This window comes from Vibrio sp. 1731 (assembly GCF_033339955.1).
Lineage (GTDB): Bacteria > Pseudomonadota > Gammaproteobacteria > Enterobacterales > Vibrionaceae > Vibrio > Vibrio alginolyticus.
On the sequence record NZ_JAWOVO010000005.1, the window covers coordinates 1 to 17422 of the forward strand.

Sequence of the window (17422 nt, forward strand, 5' to 3'; positions counted from 1 at the left end):
GTAGGTTTTGTTTGGCGATAAAACTCTATCACTTACTACCGTTTTTGTTTTGAGTTCCCGCTTATCCGCGATGAACCTTTCTTTTTGCCCCCCTTGAATCCCTATTTCCCCTCCCCCATATACTGAATTAAATCCAAAGAGAAATAATCAAGAGGTCGACTGTGACTACCATTGTATCTGTACGTCGAAATAATAAAGTCGTCATCGCGGGTGATGGCCAAGTATCTCTAGGCAATACCGTAATGAAAGGTAATGCGCGCAAAGTTCGCCGCCTATACAACAACCAAGTACTAGCGGGCTTTGCCGGCGGTACTGCGGATGCCTTCACCCTTTTTGAGCGCTTCGAAAGCAAACTGCAAATGCACCAAGGTCACCTAACCAAAGCGGCAGTTGAGCTAGCCAAAGACTGGCGTAGCGATCGTGCTCTGCGCAAGCTCGAAGCCTTACTTGCCGTTGCCGACGAAACCGCATCGTTAATCATTACCGGTAATGGTGATGTCGTACAGCCAGAACACGACCTGATTGCGATTGGCTCTGGTGGTGCTTACGCACAAGCTGCCGCAACCGCCCTACTAGAAAACACAGATCTAGATGCTCGTGAGATCGCGGAAAAAGCTCTCAATATCGCGGGTGATATTTGTGTCTTCACGAACCATCACCACACGGTAGAAGAGCTAGACTCAACAGTAGAGCCTGAAAAACCAACCGCGTAATCGTAACGAAGTAAGGAAAGAATATGTCTGAAATGACGCCTCGCGAAATCGTTCATGAATTGAACCGCCACATTATCGGTCAAGAAAAAGCCAAGCGTTCGGTTGCGATTGCACTTCGTAACCGCTGGCGCCGCATGCAGCTTGAAGAAAGCTTGCGTGCCGAAGTGACACCAAAAAACATCTTGATGATTGGCCCTACTGGTGTTGGTAAGACTGAAATCGCACGACGCCTCGCAAAACTGGCAAATGCCCCTTTCATCAAAGTTGAAGCGACAAAATTCACCGAAGTGGGTTACGTTGGTAAAGAAGTTGAAACCATCATCCGTGACCTAACAGATGTTGCTGTGAAAATGACGCATCAACAAGCGATGGAGAAAGTGAAATTCCGCGCAGAAGAGCAAGCGGAAGAACGCATTCTTGATGCGCTACTGCCACCAGCACGTGATAGCTGGGGTCAAGCAGAGCAAACGGAAGAGTCTTCTCACACTCGCCAGATCTTCCGTAAGAAACTGCGTGAAGGCCAACTAGACGATAAAGAAATTGAAATCGACGTAGCCGCACCACAAATGGGCGTAGAGATCATGGCGCCTCCTGGTATGGAAGAGATGACTAACCAGCTGCAAGGCATGTTCCAAAACCTGGCAGGCGACACTAAGAAAAAACGTAAGCTGAAAATCAAAGACGCAATGAAAGCGTTAGCGGAAGAAGAAGCGGCGAAACTGGTTAACCAAGAAGAGCTGAAAGAAGCAGCGATTTTCAACGTTGAAAACAACGGCATCGTATTTATCGATGAGATCGACAAGATCTGTAAACGTGGCGAGAGCTCAGGCCCAGACGTTTCACGCGAAGGTGTTCAGCGCGACCTACTTCCATTAATTGAAGGCAGCACGGTATCAACCAAGCACGGCATGGTAAAAACAGACCACATTCTGTTTGTTGCATCTGGAGCATTCCAAGTGGCAAAACCATCTGACTTGATCCCAGAATTGCAAGGTCGTCTACCAATTCGTGTTGAGCTAGAAGCACTAAGCAGCAACGACTTCAAACGCATTCTGACAGAACCAAAAGCCTCTCTAACAGAGCAGTACGTTGCGTTGATGAAAACGGAAGATGTGGACATCGAGTTCACAGAAGATGGTATCACGCAAATCGCGGAAGCGGCATGGACGGTCAACGAGAGCACAGAAAACATCGGTGCTCGTCGCTTACACACCGTAATGGAACGCTTGATGGATGAAATCTCTTACGACGCAGCGGAGCAATCTGGCGCTAAATTCGTTATTGATTCCGCTTACGTGAAAGCGCGCCTAGGCGACACAATTGAAGATGAAGATCTAAGCCGCTTTATTCTTTAAACGCAATCTATTTTACCAAAGCCCAGAACCTTGTTTCTGGGCTTTTTGTTTAGAATGGCGGTGACTTTGACAACATCTAAATCAAAAGCTCTCGTCATTCTAGCGAGCTCAAGCGAGACTAAGAATCTGGTAACAACAGACGCCTACTCTTCCTCGCTCACCTTAATCACCGCACAATCGGACGATAGATTCTGAATCACACTCGTTCCTCGCTGTTTAGAATGACGGTGACTTTGACAACATCTAAATCAAAAAGATCTCGTCATTCTAGCGAGCTCAAGCGAGACTAAGAATCTGCTAACAGCAGACGCCTATTCTTTCTAACTCACCTTAACCACTTCACAACCGGACGATAGATTCTGAATCACACTCGTTCCTCGTTGTTCAGAATAGCGGTGGCTTTGACAACATCTAAATCAAAAGATCTCGTCATTCTAGCGAGCTCAAGCGAGACTAAGAATCTGCTAACAGAAGACGCCTATTCTTTCCAACTCACCTTCACCACCGCACAACCGGGACGATAGGTTCTGAATCACCTCGTTTCTCGCTGTTCAGAATGACGGTGACTTAGATAACATCTAAATCAAAAGATCTCGTCATTCTAGCGAGCTCCAGCGAGACTAAGAATCTGCTAACAGCAGACGCCTATTCTTTCCAACTCACCTTAACCACGGCACTATTGGGACGATAGATTCTGAATCACCTCGTTCCTCGCTGTTCAGAATGACGGTGACTTAGACAACACCTAAATCAAAAAGATCTCGTCATTCTAGCGAGCTCAAGCGAGACTAAGAATCTAGTAACAGCAGACGCCTATTCTTTCTCTCTCACCGTAACACTTCACAATCGGATGATAGATTCTGAATCACACTCGTTCCTCGCTGTTCAGAATGACGGTGACTTAGACAACATCTAGATCAAAAGCTCTCGTCATTCTAGCGAGCTTAAGCGAGACTAAGAATCTGCTAACAGCAGACGCCTATTCTTTCCAACTCACCTTAACCACGGCACTATTGGGACGATAGATTCTGAACCACCTCGTTCCTCGTTGCTCAGAATGACGGTGACTTTGACAACATCTAAATCAAAAGACCTGGTCATTCTAGCGAGCTCAAGCGAGACTAAGAATCTGGTAACAACAGACGCCTATTTTTCCTCGCTCACCTTAATCACCGCACAATCGGATGATCGATTCTGAATCACCTCGTTCCTGGCTGTTCAGAATGACTTTGACAACACCTAAATCAAAAGATCTCGTCATTCTAGCGAGCTCAAGCGAGACTAAGAATCTGCTAACAGCAGACGCCTTTCTTTCCCACTCACCTTCACCACTGCACAACCGGATGATAGATTCTGAATCACCCTTTGACTTCTAGTTGAGTTGTTTTAGGTCAATAGCGTATCTGCCTCTTTGTGCTTATACTGGGCACATTGGTTACTAGCACGAAATTTCCATGAAACAATCTCTACAGATCTGGCTTGAAGCCGCTCGTCCAAAAACATTACCTCTGGCATTGGTCTCTATCTTAACAGGTAGCGTGCTCGCCTACTCGGCGGGTCATTTCTCACTGACGATTGCCATCATGGCTTTCGTAACCGCGACATTGCTGCAAATTCTGTCCAACCTGGCAAACGACTATGGCGATGCCGTTCAAGGTACAGATAACGACAAACGCCTCGGCCCATTACGAGCGATGCAGTCAGGCGCGGTAAGTGCGAAACAGATGAAACAGGCGATTATCTTTAACATCGCTCTGACCGCCATTTCAGGCTTGGTGTTAGTTTTCTATTCACTAAGTTCACTGGAAAGTATTGTTACTTTTATCGGGCTGGGAATTCTGGCCATTCTCGCAGCCATTGCTTATACCATGGGTAGCAAACCATACGGTTACGTGGGGCTTGGCGATATTTCAGTTTTCTTGTTTTTTGGTTTACTCGGCGTATCCGGTACTTATTTCTTGCATACTGGTCACGTAGATACCACGCTATTCTTACCTGCTCTAGGCTGCGGTTTACTCGCCGTTGCAGTACTCAACATCAACAATATGCGTGATATCGAGAACGACCGAGAGTGTGGTAAACGCACAGTCGCAGTGCGATTGGGTCAACGCAAAGCCAAGCAGTACCACTTTGTTTTACTTGGCGGTGCTATTCTTGCCTTTGCGGCTTACTTGTTAATTCAAGACAAACCCGTTTGGATTAGCTTGCCATTTTTACTTAGTATTTATTTCGTGGCCGATCATGGTAAAGCGGTTTGGCATACACAAAAGCCCGCTCAGATAGCACCAATGATGCCAGTCATCGTGAAATGCTCTTTAGTCACCAACGTTTTGTTTGCAACAATTGTGGTAGCTCAAACTCTAGTAAGTTAAAAAAGGATTGTCATTGCATTGACTTAATGCCTAGATATACTCAAAGACAACCAATTTCTGTTTAGAAAGGTACGCTATGGAATACAATACCTCAGCACTCTGTGATATCTACCTCGATCAGGTAGATGTGGTTGAACCAATGTTCAGTAACTTTGGCGGTCGCGCTTCATTTGCCGGGCAAATCACCACCATCAAGTGTTTTGAAGATAATTCGTTGATCCGCGAGACATTAGAGCAAGATGGACTTGGTCGCGTTTTGTTAATTGACGGTGGCGGTTCCCTACGTAAAGCCCTTATCGATGCAGAAATCGCAACCATTGCGGAAGAAAACGAGTGGGAAGGCATTGTCGTTTACGGCTGTGTTCGTGAAGTAGATGAACTTGAAGATATGAACTTAGGCATTCAAGCCCTCGCCTCTATTCCTGTTGGAGCGACCAGCCAGGGTATTGGCGAATTGGATATACCAGTCAACTTTGGCGGCGTTAGCTTCCTTCCAGAAGATTACATTTACGCTGATAGCACCGGAATTATCCTGTCGCCAGAACCATTGAATATTGATTTAGAGTTGGATGAAGAAGCATAACGAGTCTTAGGCGCCTAAGTTATAGGGTCTTCTCTTGGCTCTTAGCGCCTAGCCTTGTCTTAACATTTTCTACTTCCCTAAAACACAAACACCCGCTTAACGCGGGTGTTTTTAATTTGGAATGAAGAAGCCGAATTATTCCACTTCGTCCATTTTGCCAAGTAGTGCACGAATGCGCTCTTGCCATTGTGCGTGCTCTTGCTGTGCTTGTTGTGCTTTTTGCTCTAGCTCTTCACGTTGAGAGCGAAGCTCGTTCGCTTCTTCCGCAAGTTTAGCTTTATCTTCTTTCAGCTCTTCGACTTCCATCTGAAGAAGAGTGATTGTGTCAACTGCAGTTTGAATTTTAGATTCTAGTTGTTCTAGTACTTCAAAAGACATCTTGGCCTACCTATGTTATTCCGTTGGGACGATGTGCGAGATTGATGCACACCTAACCTATATAAGGTTCATTCTACTCAGCGTCGCGATGAGAAACACTCACTATATTCGATATTTTGCATCATTCGGTCAAAAAATCAGCGCAATCTCACTAAACGCTGACTTTTCTTGTCGCCGAAGCATTTTTGAGCAAGGATTTTGCGTCTCGCTACGCTGAAAATCGCCCTAAGTATTGATCAAATTCAAGTTAGATAAAGTAAAAGCCTCGCAAAAAGGCAAACGTTTACTCGACCTTGTGATAGAATCGCCGCGCAAATTCTTCTTCCCTCTTGCTTACTTGGAGACATCATGAAACGCGATTTAGCAATGGCATTTTCCCGTGTGACTGAAGGTGCAGCTCTGGCTGGTTACAAATGGCTTGGCCGTGGCGATAAAAACGCAGCCGATGGCGCAGCTGTTGAAGTTATGCGCACGCTACTGAACAAAACAGATATCAGTGGTGAAATTGTCATTGGTGAGGGTGAAATCGATGATGCGCCAATGCTGTACATTGGTGAGCAAGTGGGTATTGGTGGTGATGAAGTAGATATTGCAGTCGACCCGATTGAAGGAACGCGTATGACGGCAATGGGACAATCGAACGCACTAGCCGTACTTGCCGCAGGTGAGAAAGGCAGCTTTCTTAAAGCGCCAGATATGTACATGGAAAAACTGGTTGTTGGCCCTGGTGCAAAAGGCGTAATTGACTTAGAAAAGCCGTTAAAAGAAAACCTAGAGAACGTAGCAAAGGCCCTGAACAAGCCACTTGATACCCTAGTCGTTATTACCCTTGCGAAACCTCGCCACGATAACGTTATTGCAGAAATGCAAGCAATGGGCGTGCGTGTCTTTGCGGTGCCTGATGGTGACGTGGCTGCCTCTATTCTGACTTGTATGCCAGACAGTGAAGTGGACATGATGTACTGTATTGGCGGCGCGCCAGAAGGGGTTGTATCAGCAGCGGTAATTCGAGCGCTAGACGGTGACATGCACGGTCGTCTGCTTCCTCGTCACGAAGTAAAAGGCGATACTGAAGAAAACCGCATTTACGGCGCAGATGAACTAAAACGCTGCGATGAAATGGGCGTAAAAGCGAATGTTGTCCTCAAAATGGAAGACATGGCTCGTAGCGACAATGTGGTATTTTCAGCTACAGGCATCACTAAAGGTGACTTGCTGGAAGGCATCTCTCGTCAAGGCAATATGGCGACCACAGAAACGCTGCTCGTGCGCGGTCGATGCCGTACTATTCGTCGCATTAAGTCGACTCACTACCTAGATCGTAAAGATCCAGAAGTACGCGATATTATTCTTTAAGCATTTCTCGAGGCTCTCGCTCAGTCTGAGCTTGAGCCTTTCTTTCCGCACAGCCGGACAGTAGATTCTGAATCACTCTCGTTCCTCGTTGTTCAGAATGACGGTGGCTTTAATTAGCCCTAAATCAAAAGAATTCGTCATTCTAGCGAGCCCCAGCGAGACTAAGAATCTAGTAGTAACAAGCTCCTATTCTTGCCTGGTCACCTTAACCACTACTCAACCAAAAGATAGATTCTGAATCACCTCGTTCCTCGTTGTTCAGAATGACGACATATATTGGCTCATATGAACATAGCCCCTACAAATCCACACTCAAATTAAGTCAACACTTTTCTTTACTAACCCTATCGCGCATAATATGTACTGACGTATAAATGGTGGGTATATGAAGACCGTAGATAGGATATTGCAAATCGTTAAGCGTGATGGCTCCGTCACTGCAAAACAACTCTCCTCTGAGCTAGGTATGACAACCATGGGGGCTCGTCAGCACCTGCAAAGTTTAGAAGATGATGGCATTCTTTCTATCCATGACGTAAAAGTAAAAGTTGGTCGCCCTGCTCGTCATTGGTCTCTCACTCAAAAAGGTCATGAGCAATTTGCTGACCGTCACAGTGAGTTGACCATTCAGTTTATAGAAGCTGTCGAACATATCTTTGGCAAAGATGGACTGGAAAAAGTCACATCAGAGAGGGAAAAACTCACGTTACAAAGTTATCGTCAGCATCTTGAGCAATGCGACTCTCTGCAAAGCAAACTAGAAACACTCGTCACATTAAGAGAGCAAGAAGGCTATATGGCTGAACTCGAGAAAGATGAGAACGGATTTATCTTAATCGAAAATCACTGTCCGATTTGTAAAGCCGCAACTCGCTGCCCAAGCTTGTGCCAATCAGAATTAAGTGTCTTTCAGTCTTTACTTGGACGTGACACCAAAGTAGAGCGTACCGAACACATCATTAGTGGCCAAAGACGCTGCGTTTACCGCATCCAACAACTGCAGTAACCACCACAACCAAACATCGACATGCCGCACTTATTCAATCTCAAGCTTGAAAGCTTCTCTTATAAGTGAGACGGCTGAAGAATTCATTCTCTCTCCTCTTTCTAGTGGTATAGGCTTTTAGTAACTAAAGGCAATTTCCATAAGGATTTGGAGAGCATCGATGTCTAATCTACGTCATATCCCGTCCCAAACGCTTCCTCCATTCGATGAAATGGTTCGAATGGCAGAGCGAGACCCAGAAGCTTTTGAGCAATTTCGTCATGAGATGGCGAAAGAGATGATCGAAAGGGCATCAGAAAATATGAAAGAAAGATTGTGGGCTCAACAAAGCCACATTGATAGAGTCATCAGCACGTGTAAAAACCCTCATCACACCAATGTGGTATTGATGAACGAGTTGCAAAAACAGGTCGTAAAGTTCAAAGCAGCGCTAGAAGGGGAAGCGGCACCGACACAAAAAGCGGATGTGGTTAGCTTAAATGCGTTTAAAGATAGGGATGATTTTTACTGATACTCAGTAGATAGATCGAGAAAGTTAGGGTTCGTTTCTCTTACCAAGGCTAACTTCCACTCACGCTTCCACTGCTTGAGCTGCTTTTCTCGGTTTATAGCATTAGCCATATCGTCGAATAACTCAAAGTAAACGAGCTTATGAACGTTGTATTTCTTGGTAAACCCTTCCACTACTCCATTTTTATGTTGCCATATTCTTTGGGGCAGCTGACTGGTAACACCTATGTAGAGAACGGCGTTGTTATTTGACGTTAGGATATAAACGCAAGGTGTCTTATCGATGATTCATTCTCCTTCATTATTCGCTGTTACTTTTCCATTGTAATTCGCAAGCTCAGTCAGTTTATTTCAAACTCGGAGCGCTCTGTGCGTAGATTCTGAATCACACTCATTCCTCGCTGTTCAGAATGACGATGGCTTTAACAGTTTCTAAATCAAAAGAGTTCGTCACTCAATCGAGCTTTAGCGAAACTAAGAATCTGGTAACAGCAAGCTCCTATTCTTTCCCGCTCAGCTTAACCACTGCTCAACCGGACGATAGATTCTGAATCACGCTCGTCCCTCGCAGTTCAGAATGACGGTGAGTTTAACAGCCTCTAAATCAAAAGAGTGCGTCATTCTAGCGAGCCTTAGCGAGACTAAAAATCTCGTCACAGCAAGATCCTATTCTTTCCCGTTCAGCTTAACCACTGCTCAACCGGACGATAGATTCTGAATCACGCTCGTCCCTCGCAGTTCAGAATGACGGTGAGTTTAACAGCCTCTAAATCAAAAGAGTGCGTCATTCTAGCGAGCCTTAGCGAGACTAAGGATCTGGTAACAGCAAGCTCTTACTCTTTCACACTCACCTTAGCCACTGCTCAACCGGATGATAGATTCTGGACCACGCTCATTCCTCGCTGTTCAGAATGACAGTGGCTTTAACAGCCTCTAAATCAAAAGAGTCCGTCATTCTAGCGAGCCTTAGCGAGACTAAGAATCTAGTAACAGCAAGCTCCTATTCTTTCCCGCTCAGCTTAACCACGGCTCAACCGGACGATAGATTCTGAATCACCTCGTTCCTCGCTGTTCAGAATGATGATGACTTTAACAGCCTTCAAACCAAAAAGGAGCGTCATTCTAGCGAGCCTTAGCGAGACTAAGAATCTACTTTCAGCACGCACGGTACTTGAAGCGATTACTCCGGCTCAGGGCCATATTGGTTTGGTCCTGATGTCCCCTTTAAGAGACCACATTCAATTAGAATCCATAAACCACAAATCAGAGAAATGGAAGCGACGAACATCTGTGGGGTCGACGGCTCTTGCGCGGCAGGGCTGGTCATTGGCGTGGCAATTCGTCCGATAATCAGCGGAATATTCAGTGCTAGCCAATAGATCGATTTGTTGCGGTCGTGCCAACGTTTGGTGGTGATCGCCAAATCAGGGATCAGCAGAACCACCAAGAAAATAGGAAGAAGCACATAGGAGAGAGTAGGAAGCAGCTGGCTGATACCGGCACCAAAGCCTAGAATGGACACATAGTAAATGACGTTCCAAATCCAGTAGGTTTTACGGTTTATACGTCCTTGAAAAGAAAACAGTAACTCTTTAGTCGACATCAAATTTTACCCCAAAATAGAAAGGTTATAGATTAGCCGAGTCAATATAGTTTGGAAAGGACACCGATAGCTTGGGTGCCCACAACGCCCATATAACAAGCAGAGCCAGGCTGAGAATTCGTAACAATAACCCCTCGCTATTCTCGGGCAATCCAGCACCACCTAGTTCACTACCTTTTGGAAGCTATCTATATCCATGTCTCGGATATTGACCGTTAAACTGTGCACGTGACTAGCTTGCTCTTGAAGAGTCGCCATCAAGGCTCGTGACAGTTCTCGCTTTTGTTCTTGGGAGCGACCAGATAACAAATCAAAGTTGATATGGATAAAATCGAGGCTATCTACCTCCTCTCCTATTAACCAATTGTGGCACCGGAGCGTTCTAGATTTCACTGACGCGAGTTCAAAAAGGCCACTTTCTAACGCCGTTTTATGTAAATCCTCCAGCAACCCCTGAACATTGACGCGTTCTTCCACCGAGTTTGAATACTCTAAAACGAGATTTGGCATTTTGATTCCTTTCTACAACAATTAATTCCAGCGCGTAGTAATACCAATCTCAGCAGCAATTTCCGAGGAATGAACTATCATTCTGTCTACGCGATCACCAATCGGTTGCTTTTGACAAAAATAACAGGATCGATGCTTGGTCGAATCAACAAAGAAAGCCGGACAAGACATGACGCCAATCATGATCTGTTCACATTATTCTGTTATATTCCTACGTAGATTTTTTACATTAATTGACTATTTACATTAAAGATAAGGGAGATATTCCTATGCGTCGTCCTGTAGTGATGGGTAACTGGAAACTAAACGGCAGCAAAGCAATGGTAACTGAGCTGCTAACTGGTCTTAACGCTGAACTTGAAGGCGTTGAAGGTGTTGACGTAGCAGTCGCTCCACCAGCACTTTACATCGACCTAGCAGAGCGCGTAATCGCTGAAGGCGGTAACAAGATCATCCTAGGTGCTCAAAACACTGACCTAAACAACAGCGGTGCGTTCACTGGCGATATGTCTCCAGAAATGCTGAAAGATTTCGGTGCTACTCACATCATCATCGGTCACTCAGAGCGTCGTGAATACCACAACGAATCTGACGAGTTCATCGCCAAGAAATTCAACTTCCTAAAAGAAAACGGTCTAACACCTGTTTTCTGTATCGGTGAATCTGAAGCGCAAAACGAAGCTGGCGAAACTGAAGCTGTATGTGCACGTCAAATCAACGCAGTTATCGACACTTACGGTGTTGAAGCTCTAAACGGCGCAATCATCGCTTACGAACCAATCTGGGCTATCGGTACTGGTAAAGCAGCAACAGCTGAAGACGCACAACGCATCCACGCTTCTATCCGCGCACTAATCGCAGCGAAAGACAAAGCAGTTGCAGCACAAGTAATCATCCAATACGGCGGTTCTGTTAAGCCAGAAAACGCTGAAGCTTACTTCTCACAACCAGACATCGACGGCGCTCTAGTTGGCGGTGCTTCTCTAGACGCGAAAAGCTTCGCAGCAATCGCTAAAGCAGCTGCTAAAGCAAAAGCTTAATCTCGTTTTTACTGAGAGTAAAAATAACAAAGGGATGCATCATGCATCCCTTTTTGTTTGTGTTGTACAGTCGGAGTACCTAATAGGAAGTTCCGATTTACGCTGGCTCGGCAATTTTCACGGTTGGCTTTTTCGCTAGCTCCGCACTGGAATCTTTCTTATAAAGGTTCTCGTAGCAGTAATTTGTAGCTTCAATGTAGCCTTCTACACTACCGCAATCAAAGCGTTGACCTTTAAATTTGTATGCCAAAACACAACCAGATTGAGCTTGTTGCATCAGCGCATCGGTGACTTGAATCTCACCACCTTTACCTGGCTCTGTATTTTCAATCAGTTCAAAGATATCAGGTGTCAGAATATAGCGACCAATAATCGCTAGATTGCTAGGTGCAGTGCCTGGTTCTGGCTTTTCCACCATGTTATCAATGCGGAAGATATCATCTTTGATCATCTCGCCAGCAATCACACCGTATTTATGCGTTTCTGATTCCGGCACTTCTTGTACCGCAACGATTGAACAGCGGAACTGTTTGTACAGCTCAACCATTTGAGCTAGAACGCCTTGGTCCTCATTCACACAAAGGTCATCCGCGAGCACAACAGCAAACGGTTCATCACCGACCAGTTCACGTCCCGTAAGAATAGCGTGACCTAAGCCTTTCATTTCACGCTGACGGATGTAAGTGTAACTCGCAGAATCAATCAAAGAACGAATATCATCAAGCAGCGCTTCTTTACTTGTACCGCTAATTTGATGCTCTAACTCGTAGTTTTTATCAAAGTGATCCATTAACGAGTGCTTACCACGACCAGTGACGATGCACATACCGTCCATACCGGCTTCAATCGCTTCTTCAACACCGTATTCAATCAATGGCTTATTCACCACTGGCATCATTTCTTTCGGCATCGACTTAGTTGCAGGAAGGAAACGTGTACCGTAACCCGCAGCTGGGAATAAACATTTTTTAATCATTTTGTTCAACCTAACTCAACTAATAGCGAGCACTCAGCTCGCTATTTATTATTTGTTGTAAAACTCTTTATACCAAGAGACAAACTCAGCAACTCCTTCTTTTACTGTTACTCTTGGTTTGTAACCAGTTGCAGAAAATAAGTCTTCTGTCTCCGCGTAGGTTTGATAAACATCACCAGGTTGCATCTCTCGAAAGTTTTTCTTAGCTTCAATACCCAGTTCATCTTCAATTGCTTTAACAAAGTCCATTAGGTTAATCGGTGAACCATGGCCTATGTTATAAACGGCGTAAGGCGCAGAGCTACTTGCTGGAGTACCAGCTTCAACGGTCCAGCTATCATTACGTGCAGGCAACACATCCGAAATACGAACCACACCTTCAACAATATCATCCACATGAGTAAAGTCGCGCCACATATCACCATTGTTATTAATATCAATGGTTTCACCGTCAAGAATCTTTTTAGTGAAAATAAAAGGAGCCATATCAGGGCGTCCCCATGAACCGTAAACGGTAAAGAAACGTAGGCCGGTGGTCGGAATATCGTATAGATGAGAATAACTATGAGCCATTAGCTCATTAGACTTTTTGGTTACCGCATACAGTGACACCGGGTGATCAACACTATCAGATGTAGCAAATGGCACTTTGGCATTTAAGCCATATACAGAACTAGATGATGCATACACTAAGTGCTTAACATCATTTTGACGACAACCTTCAAGGATATTCAAATGCCCTACTAGGTTAGAATCTGCGTAAGCATGAGGGTTTTCTAAAGAGTAACGTACGCCAGCTTGTGCGGCCAAATGAATCACACGATCAAATTTCTCTGTCGAGAAGAGTATTTCCATCGCAGAACGATCAGCAATATCAACGTTCAAAAACTTGAACATAGGATGCTCAATACGGGCTAGTCGAGCAAGTTTCAAGTTTACGTCGTAATAATCATTTAGATTGTCGATACCAACGACTTCATTTCCTGCAGCATTTAATTTCTCTACTGTTGCACTACCAATAAAACCAGCCGCACCAGTCACTAAGTATTTCATCAGATTAATTACCTTAATAAAACGAAAAGCCAGTCAAATACGACTGGCTTACTATAATATTGTTTCAGTTAGTCGCTACCAAACAGGTCTCGTGTGTAGACTTTATCAGCTACATCAGCAAGCTCTTCAACCATGCGGTTAGAGACAATCACATCTGCACTCTGTTTAAACTCATTCATATCTTTGATTACACGTGAGTTAAAAAACTCACCTTCCTTAAGTACTGGCTCATATACCACTACTTCAATACCTTTCGCTTTAATGCGCTTCATAATGCCTTGAATAGACGAAGCGCGGAAGTTATCTGAACCAGCTTTCATAATTAAGCGGTAAATGCCCACTACTTTTGGCTGACGTTTGATAATGGAGTCTGCGATAAAATCTTTACGAGTGCGGTTTGCATCAACAATTGCACCAATGATGTTATTAGGAACTTCTTGGTAGTTTGCTAACAATTGCTTTGTATCTTTTGGTAAGCAGTAACCACCATAACCGAATGACGGATTGTTGTAGTGATTGCCAATACGAGGGTCTAAGCCTACACCTTCAATAATTTGGCGCGCATCAAGGTTATGTGCTTCAGCATAAGAATCCAGTTCATTGAAGTAAGCCACGCGCATCGCAAGATATGTGTTTGAGAACAACTTAACCGCTTCGGCTTCTGTAGAGTCAGTAAACAAAACCGAGATGTCTTCTTTTACCGCACCTTCAACTAAAAGATTAGCGAACTTCTCTGCACGTTCGCTACGCTCACCAACGATAATGCGAGACGGGTGTAGGTTATCGTAAAGAGCTTTACCTTCACGAAGAAACTCTGGAGAGAACATAACATTCTGACAACCGAGCTCCTCTTTAATACGCGCAGTATAACCCACAGGTACAGTCGACTTAATCACCATAACCGCATCTGGATTAATTGCCATCACATCTTTAATCACTGCTTCAACTGAAGAAGTATTAAAGTAGTTCGTTTGAGGGTCATAATCCGTTGGTGTGGCAATAACAACAAACTCTGCGCCTTTGTAAGCCAGCTCTTTATCTAGCGTCGCGACAAAGTTGAGCTCTTTGTTTGCAAGAAAATGTTCGATTTCCGCATCAACAATTGGAGACTTCTTGTCGTTCAACAAGTCCACTTTTTCTTGGATAATATCAACCGCCACAACCTCATGGTTTTGTGACAATAACATGGCATTGGACAAACCGACGTAGCCCGTGCCTGCTACAGCAATTTTCATTTTTATTTCCTATTATTTAACTGACGCTAGCATATCAAAACACCTGCACTCTCGGTAGAGTACAGTGATTAACTCAAAGCCTAACTAGCAACACAACTTAATTCAATTGAGTACCCAAGTAACGCAAATAAGCGTTGCGGATACGCAGCTTGTTCTGCTCAAAGTACTCTTGACCATAACGGCCTCGGTTAAAGTAGCGACGAAGCATACTATTATCCATTACGAGTTCATCACCCTGGCCTGCCGCTAAATGGTTAGCATCATTACCAACCCGTGTCGTAACGTTGAAATCATAAGCCTCGTTACCACGAACTTGTATCACTCCCGGCGACATATCGCGCCATGGCGTTAATGGCAGTTTTACTGACACAGTGACAAACTGCTCTTCGTCTGTATCATTAAACTTTGTCACCTGATAACTTGCTGATACTTCTATATCTTCAAACCAATGTGAGGTCGTGAATTTTGCGCCGACATCCCCCTTCCAAAACTCGCCAGCAGTTGCATTAAACTGCCAATCCCACTCCGGCATAGAGAATGTATAACGAGTTAAAAAGGTTTGGCGGTCTGGATTCGCATAACCATTTTTGTCTTTTTCGTCTTGATGTTGGAAGTAGCTCATCTCTAGCCCCAACTCATGGTTGCCCGATTGAGAGAACCAAGCTGATTCGCTGCGCGCACCGATATAATCCGACTTAACCAAGCCTAGAGAGACCTGGTTAGCAATATCGACATATGGTAAACGGAAGAACTGATGCACCATTGCACGCTCAATCTCGTTCTCGTACGCGCTGTCTTCGAAATACCCACCTTCTTCAAAATCGTCACTTTCTGCTAAAGGTAAAATATGACGAACATCAATTGCCGCGCCAGACCATAGGTAGGTGTATAAGTTGCTAGACATAGCAAAAGAGTAATCATACACACCGTACTCGGTTGCAAAACCATGCCTTACCATAGGAGAAAGCACGATCTGCGAATCTAAAGTGCCTGAATTAACTCGCTCCGTTTTCCAATCAACCATGTCTAATCTTTCCGGTAAATCGCGCGTGATAAACTGAATGTCATCACAAGCTGCGCTACCATTGACAAAACTTTGGTAACAGTTAGCGTCAGACAAAACGCTGACCACTGGTTTTTGGTTGGCAAGCATCACAAGTTCAAATTGATCCGATGCAGCACCTATATCTTGCGCCGCATTTTGACCTAAATGGCTCGAAACAATACCCAGAGCGACACCTAGTCCGTCAACTTGATTATGGTTGTAGCGACGGTTTTCTAAAGCGACTACAACTTTGTCATTTGATACGCCCACTTGAACATTAACGAAGCCTTCATTTTTTAACGCACTAACCAAAGAGGAAATTGACGCTTGTTGCGCTTTGTTTTGCTCAACGACTAAACGATCCATTAACGTCATATTATTCTTCGCGTAGTCGCGAGAGCGAGAGTATTCCGTTATCAATGGCATCGAGAGTGCAGCACTCCAAACGCTTGAACCATCCGATTCATGACCAGAATAAATCTGGTAGCTTAATGAGGCAGTTATATCATTAGGCAGTAAATTATCGGGAGTAAACACTTTTATAGAAGAGTTGAATTCTACTGAATCGTACTCTCCTACTAGTTGAACAAAGTCAAAAGGTTGGTATTCAAAGCCACCAAAAGGGCCATCTAGAACACCCATCAAACGCTCTTCTGACTGACCGAAACCAGCAGAAACCCTTAAGGGAAGTGCATTAAACGTATAATCAGCGACGGCAAAATTAGTCATGAGCTTAGTTGCAGCACCACCGACATCTTGCATACCTAAAGCAAAATCTAAGTTCTCATTCCCCCAAAAATTGGGAACCTGATACTTCAGTGATAGTGATAAATCTCGAATACCGCCACAGCCTGTTTTAAAACAGTTCGAGTTATAATCATAAGTAACGATACTACCGTGAGCCTCTAACCCTTCAATGAGGCCGAAAGATACTTTGATAGAATCTAAACCTTGCACCTCGTCAAGCCAAGGGCGCCCTTGGGCAAAAGATACACCAAAGTTGCCATACTCTTTCACTTGAGCATTAGGTGTAAAAGTCAAGCCGGTAAAGCTCTGATTGGAGGGGAAGCGCTCTAATTGTTCAGTTGCCTTTGCTATCCCCACATAAAAAAGCAATGAACATGCCACAGCCCTCACAGTTATCATTTTTATCATTGGTCATGCCACTACTGAAGTTTAAAATACTTATTTTTCATTAACTTTACATTTGCATCAAGTTTCATTTTAATTAATGCGCTGTCTAACCAAAGCTAGCAACCAAGCTTGATATAAAAACTTCCACACAAATAGCCTCGAAAGAGACATATTTGCCTAGTAAACATAGCTCTTCCAATACACATATTGCTACATTATTTTATGCTGAGAGCGGCTTTGATGTTCGCTCACCGTGAACTGAGTGCGTTAGATCAGATGATATGGAGCAAACTCAAGTGATATCGATGTCATGCTAACCTATCTTTACTAGATCAGTTAGAATTTCAATTCGGCGCCTCATCACAAATTACGAACTTTCTTCTCACTCCATCTCCATTGAGGATGCTAAATAAGTATGTGAATACCTCATTTTTCGTAACACCGCTTAAGACTTGAAGGTTCAATTTGTTGGGAGCAGCACGGGTTCTAATGCACGGACGACGTTCACATCGTTGCAAATAAAGTAGTTCGAACGTTTCGCCAAAGCCTTGCC

The 17422-nt window shown here is 44.3% G+C and carries 16 protein-coding genes; 8 read left to right on the forward strand and 8 right to left on the reverse strand.

All coding sequences use genetic code 11. The features are described 5' to 3' along the window. The first annotated feature begins 161 nt into the window (after nt 1-161). From hslV to rraA, 4 genes are all read left to right on the forward strand, one after another. The gene (gene hslV / locus R7035_RS07335) at nt 162-713 is read left to right on the forward strand and encodes an ATP-dependent protease subunit HslV (RefSeq protein ID WP_005383176.1); all 552 of its coding nucleotides are present in this window, start codon (nt 162-164) and stop codon (nt 711-713) included. A gap of 23 nt (nt 714-736) precedes the next feature. After that, on the forward strand, nt 737-2068 hold the full coding sequence (gene hslU / locus R7035_RS07340) for an HslU--HslV peptidase ATPase subunit (protein ID WP_025768349.1): 1332 nt from the start codon (nt 737-739) through the stop codon (nt 2066-2068). A 1454-nt stretch (nt 2069-3522) separates the two neighbouring features. After that, on the forward strand, nt 3523-4440 hold the full coding sequence (locus R7035_RS07345) for a 1,4-dihydroxy-2-naphthoate polyprenyltransferase (protein ID WP_213891727.1): 918 nt from the start codon (nt 3523-3525) through the stop codon (nt 4438-4440). Nucleotides 4441-4516: 76 nt separating this feature from the next. Next, complete coding sequence (rraA, locus tag R7035_RS07350) at nt 4517-5023, forward strand: ribonuclease E activity regulator RraA (protein WP_033905997.1); 507 nt, start codon at nt 4517-4519, stop codon at nt 5021-5023. 135 nt (nt 5024-5158) lie between these two features. Here the strand turns inward: rraA and zapB are convergent, their stop codons facing one another. Continuing rightward, nucleotides 5159-5401 (reverse strand): cell division protein ZapB, encoded by a 243-nt coding sequence (zapB, locus tag R7035_RS07355; RefSeq protein WP_005379536.1) that lies wholly within the window; start codon nt 5399-5401, stop codon nt 5159-5161. A gap of 348 nt (nt 5402-5749) precedes the next feature. On the opposite strand from zapB, the gene glpX reads away from it, so the two are divergent. The 3 genes from glpX (at nt 5750) to R7035_RS07370 (ending at nt 8274) form a co-directional block, all read left to right on the forward strand. Beyond that, complete coding sequence (glpX, locus tag R7035_RS07360; RefSeq protein ID WP_025768348.1) at nt 5750-6757, forward strand: class II fructose-bisphosphatase; 1008 nt, start codon at nt 5750-5752, stop codon at nt 6755-6757. A 385-nt stretch (nt 6758-7142) separates the two neighbouring features. Beyond that, entirely contained in the window at nt 7143-7763 is a 621-nt protein-coding gene (locus tag R7035_RS07365) for a helix-turn-helix transcriptional regulator (protein WP_213971936.1), read from the forward strand. A gap of 160 nt (nt 7764-7923) precedes the next feature. Then, nucleotides 7924-8274: a DUF3135 domain-containing protein gene (locus R7035_RS07370; protein WP_213971935.1), complete on the forward strand. Its 351-nt coding sequence runs from the start codon at nt 7924-7926 to the stop codon at nt 8272-8274. Here the strand turns inward: R7035_RS07370 and R7035_RS07375 are convergent. From R7035_RS07375 to R7035_RS07385, 3 genes are all read right to left on the reverse strand, one after another. Next, nucleotides 8268-8561, reverse strand: a complete 294-nt coding sequence (locus R7035_RS07375) for a GIY-YIG nuclease family protein (RefSeq protein ID WP_025768346.1) — start codon at nt 8559-8561, stop codon at nt 8268-8270. The two genes, R7035_RS07370 and R7035_RS07375, sit on opposite strands and share 7 nt — an antisense overlap. Nucleotides 8562-9453: 892 nt before the next feature. Continuing rightward, on the reverse strand, nt 9454-9876 hold the full coding sequence (locus R7035_RS07380) for a DUF805 domain-containing protein (protein WP_005379526.1): 423 nt from the start codon (nt 9874-9876) through the stop codon (nt 9454-9456). Nucleotides 9877-10038: 162 nt separating this feature from the next. Continuing rightward, a complete protein-coding gene (locus R7035_RS07385; protein ID WP_318146042.1) occupies nt 10039-10386 on the reverse strand; it encodes a 5-carboxymethyl-2-hydroxymuconate isomerase in 348 nt (115 codons plus the stop codon). Between the two features lie 269 nt (nt 10387-10655). Here R7035_RS07385 and tpiA point away from each other — a divergent pair, with 269 nt between their 5' ends. Continuing rightward, nucleotides 10656-11426, forward strand: a complete 771-nt coding sequence (tpiA, locus tag R7035_RS07390; RefSeq protein WP_213971934.1) for a triose-phosphate isomerase — start codon at nt 10656-10658, stop codon at nt 11424-11426. Between the two features lie 97 nt (nt 11427-11523). Here tpiA and galU read toward each other — a convergent pair whose 3' ends face one another. From galU to R7035_RS07410, 4 genes are all read right to left on the reverse strand, one after another. Continuing rightward, nucleotides 11524-12402, reverse strand: a complete 879-nt coding sequence (gene galU / locus R7035_RS07395; protein ID WP_213874570.1) for a UTP--glucose-1-phosphate uridylyltransferase GalU — start codon at nt 12400-12402, stop codon at nt 11524-11526. A 48-nt stretch (nt 12403-12450) separates the two neighbouring features. After that, nucleotides 12451-13455 carry an NAD-dependent epimerase gene (locus tag R7035_RS07400; protein WP_213874571.1) on the reverse strand — a complete coding sequence of 335 codons (1005 nt, stop codon included), beginning with the start codon at nt 13453-13455 and terminating at the stop codon, nt 12451-12453. A 68-nt stretch (nt 13456-13523) separates the two neighbouring features. Then, the gene (locus tag R7035_RS07405; protein WP_213971933.1) at nt 13524-14690 is read right to left on the reverse strand and encodes a nucleotide sugar dehydrogenase; all 1167 of its coding nucleotides are present in this window, start codon (nt 14688-14690) and stop codon (nt 13524-13526) included. A gap of 97 nt (nt 14691-14787) precedes the next feature. Then, nucleotides 14788-16890 (reverse strand): YjbH domain-containing protein, encoded by a 2103-nt coding sequence (locus R7035_RS07410; protein WP_318146043.1) that lies wholly within the window; start codon nt 16888-16890, stop codon nt 14788-14790. Nucleotides 16891-17422 lie beyond the last annotated feature (532 nt).

What these genes read in the sequence shown, in the direction of transcription:
- hslU (WP_025768349.1), top strand. Translation starts at nt 737, where the DNA reads ATGTCTGAAATGACGCCTCGCGAAATCGTTCATGAATTGAACCGCCAC.
- R7035_RS07345 (WP_213891727.1), top strand. Translation starts at nt 3,523, where the DNA reads ATGAAACAATCTCTACAGATCTGGCTTGAAGCCGCTCGTCCAAAAACA.
- rraA (WP_033905997.1), top strand. Translation starts at nt 4,517, where the DNA reads ATGGAATACAATACCTCAGCACTCTGTGATATCTACCTCGATCAGGTA.
- zapB (WP_005379536.1), bottom strand. Translation starts at nt 5,401, where the DNA reads ATGTCTTTTGAAGTACTAGAACAACTAGAATCTAAAATTCAAACTGCA.
- glpX (WP_025768348.1), top strand. Translation starts at nt 5,750, where the DNA reads ATGAAACGCGATTTAGCAATGGCATTTTCCCGTGTGACTGAAGGTGCA.
- R7035_RS07365 (WP_213971936.1), top strand. Translation starts at nt 7,143, where the DNA reads ATGAAGACCGTAGATAGGATATTGCAAATCGTTAAGCGTGATGGCTCC.
- R7035_RS07370 (WP_213971935.1), top strand. Translation starts at nt 7,924, where the DNA reads ATGTCTAATCTACGTCATATCCCGTCCCAAACGCTTCCTCCATTCGAT.
- R7035_RS07380 (WP_005379526.1), bottom strand. Translation starts at nt 9,876, where the DNA reads ATGTCGACTAAAGAGTTACTGTTTTCTTTTCAAGGACGTATAAACCGT.
- R7035_RS07385 (WP_318146042.1), bottom strand. Translation starts at nt 10,386, where the DNA reads ATGCCAAATCTCGTTTTAGAGTATTCAAACTCGGTGGAAGAACGCGTC.
- tpiA (WP_213971934.1), top strand. Translation starts at nt 10,656, where the DNA reads ATGCGTCGTCCTGTAGTGATGGGTAACTGGAAACTAAACGGCAGCAAA.
- galU (WP_213874570.1), bottom strand. Translation starts at nt 12,402, where the DNA reads ATGATTAAAAAATGTTTATTCCCAGCTGCGGGTTACGGTACACGTTTC.
- R7035_RS07400 (WP_213874571.1), bottom strand. Translation starts at nt 13,455, where the DNA reads ATGAAATACTTAGTGACTGGTGCGGCTGGTTTTATTGGTAGTGCAACA.
- R7035_RS07405 (WP_213971933.1), bottom strand. Translation starts at nt 14,690, where the DNA reads ATGAAAATTGCTGTAGCAGGCACGGGCTACGTCGGTTTGTCCAATGCC.
- R7035_RS07410 (WP_318146043.1), bottom strand. Translation starts at nt 16,890, where the DNA reads ATGATAAAAATGATAACTGTGAGGGCTGTGGCATGTTCATTGCTTTTT.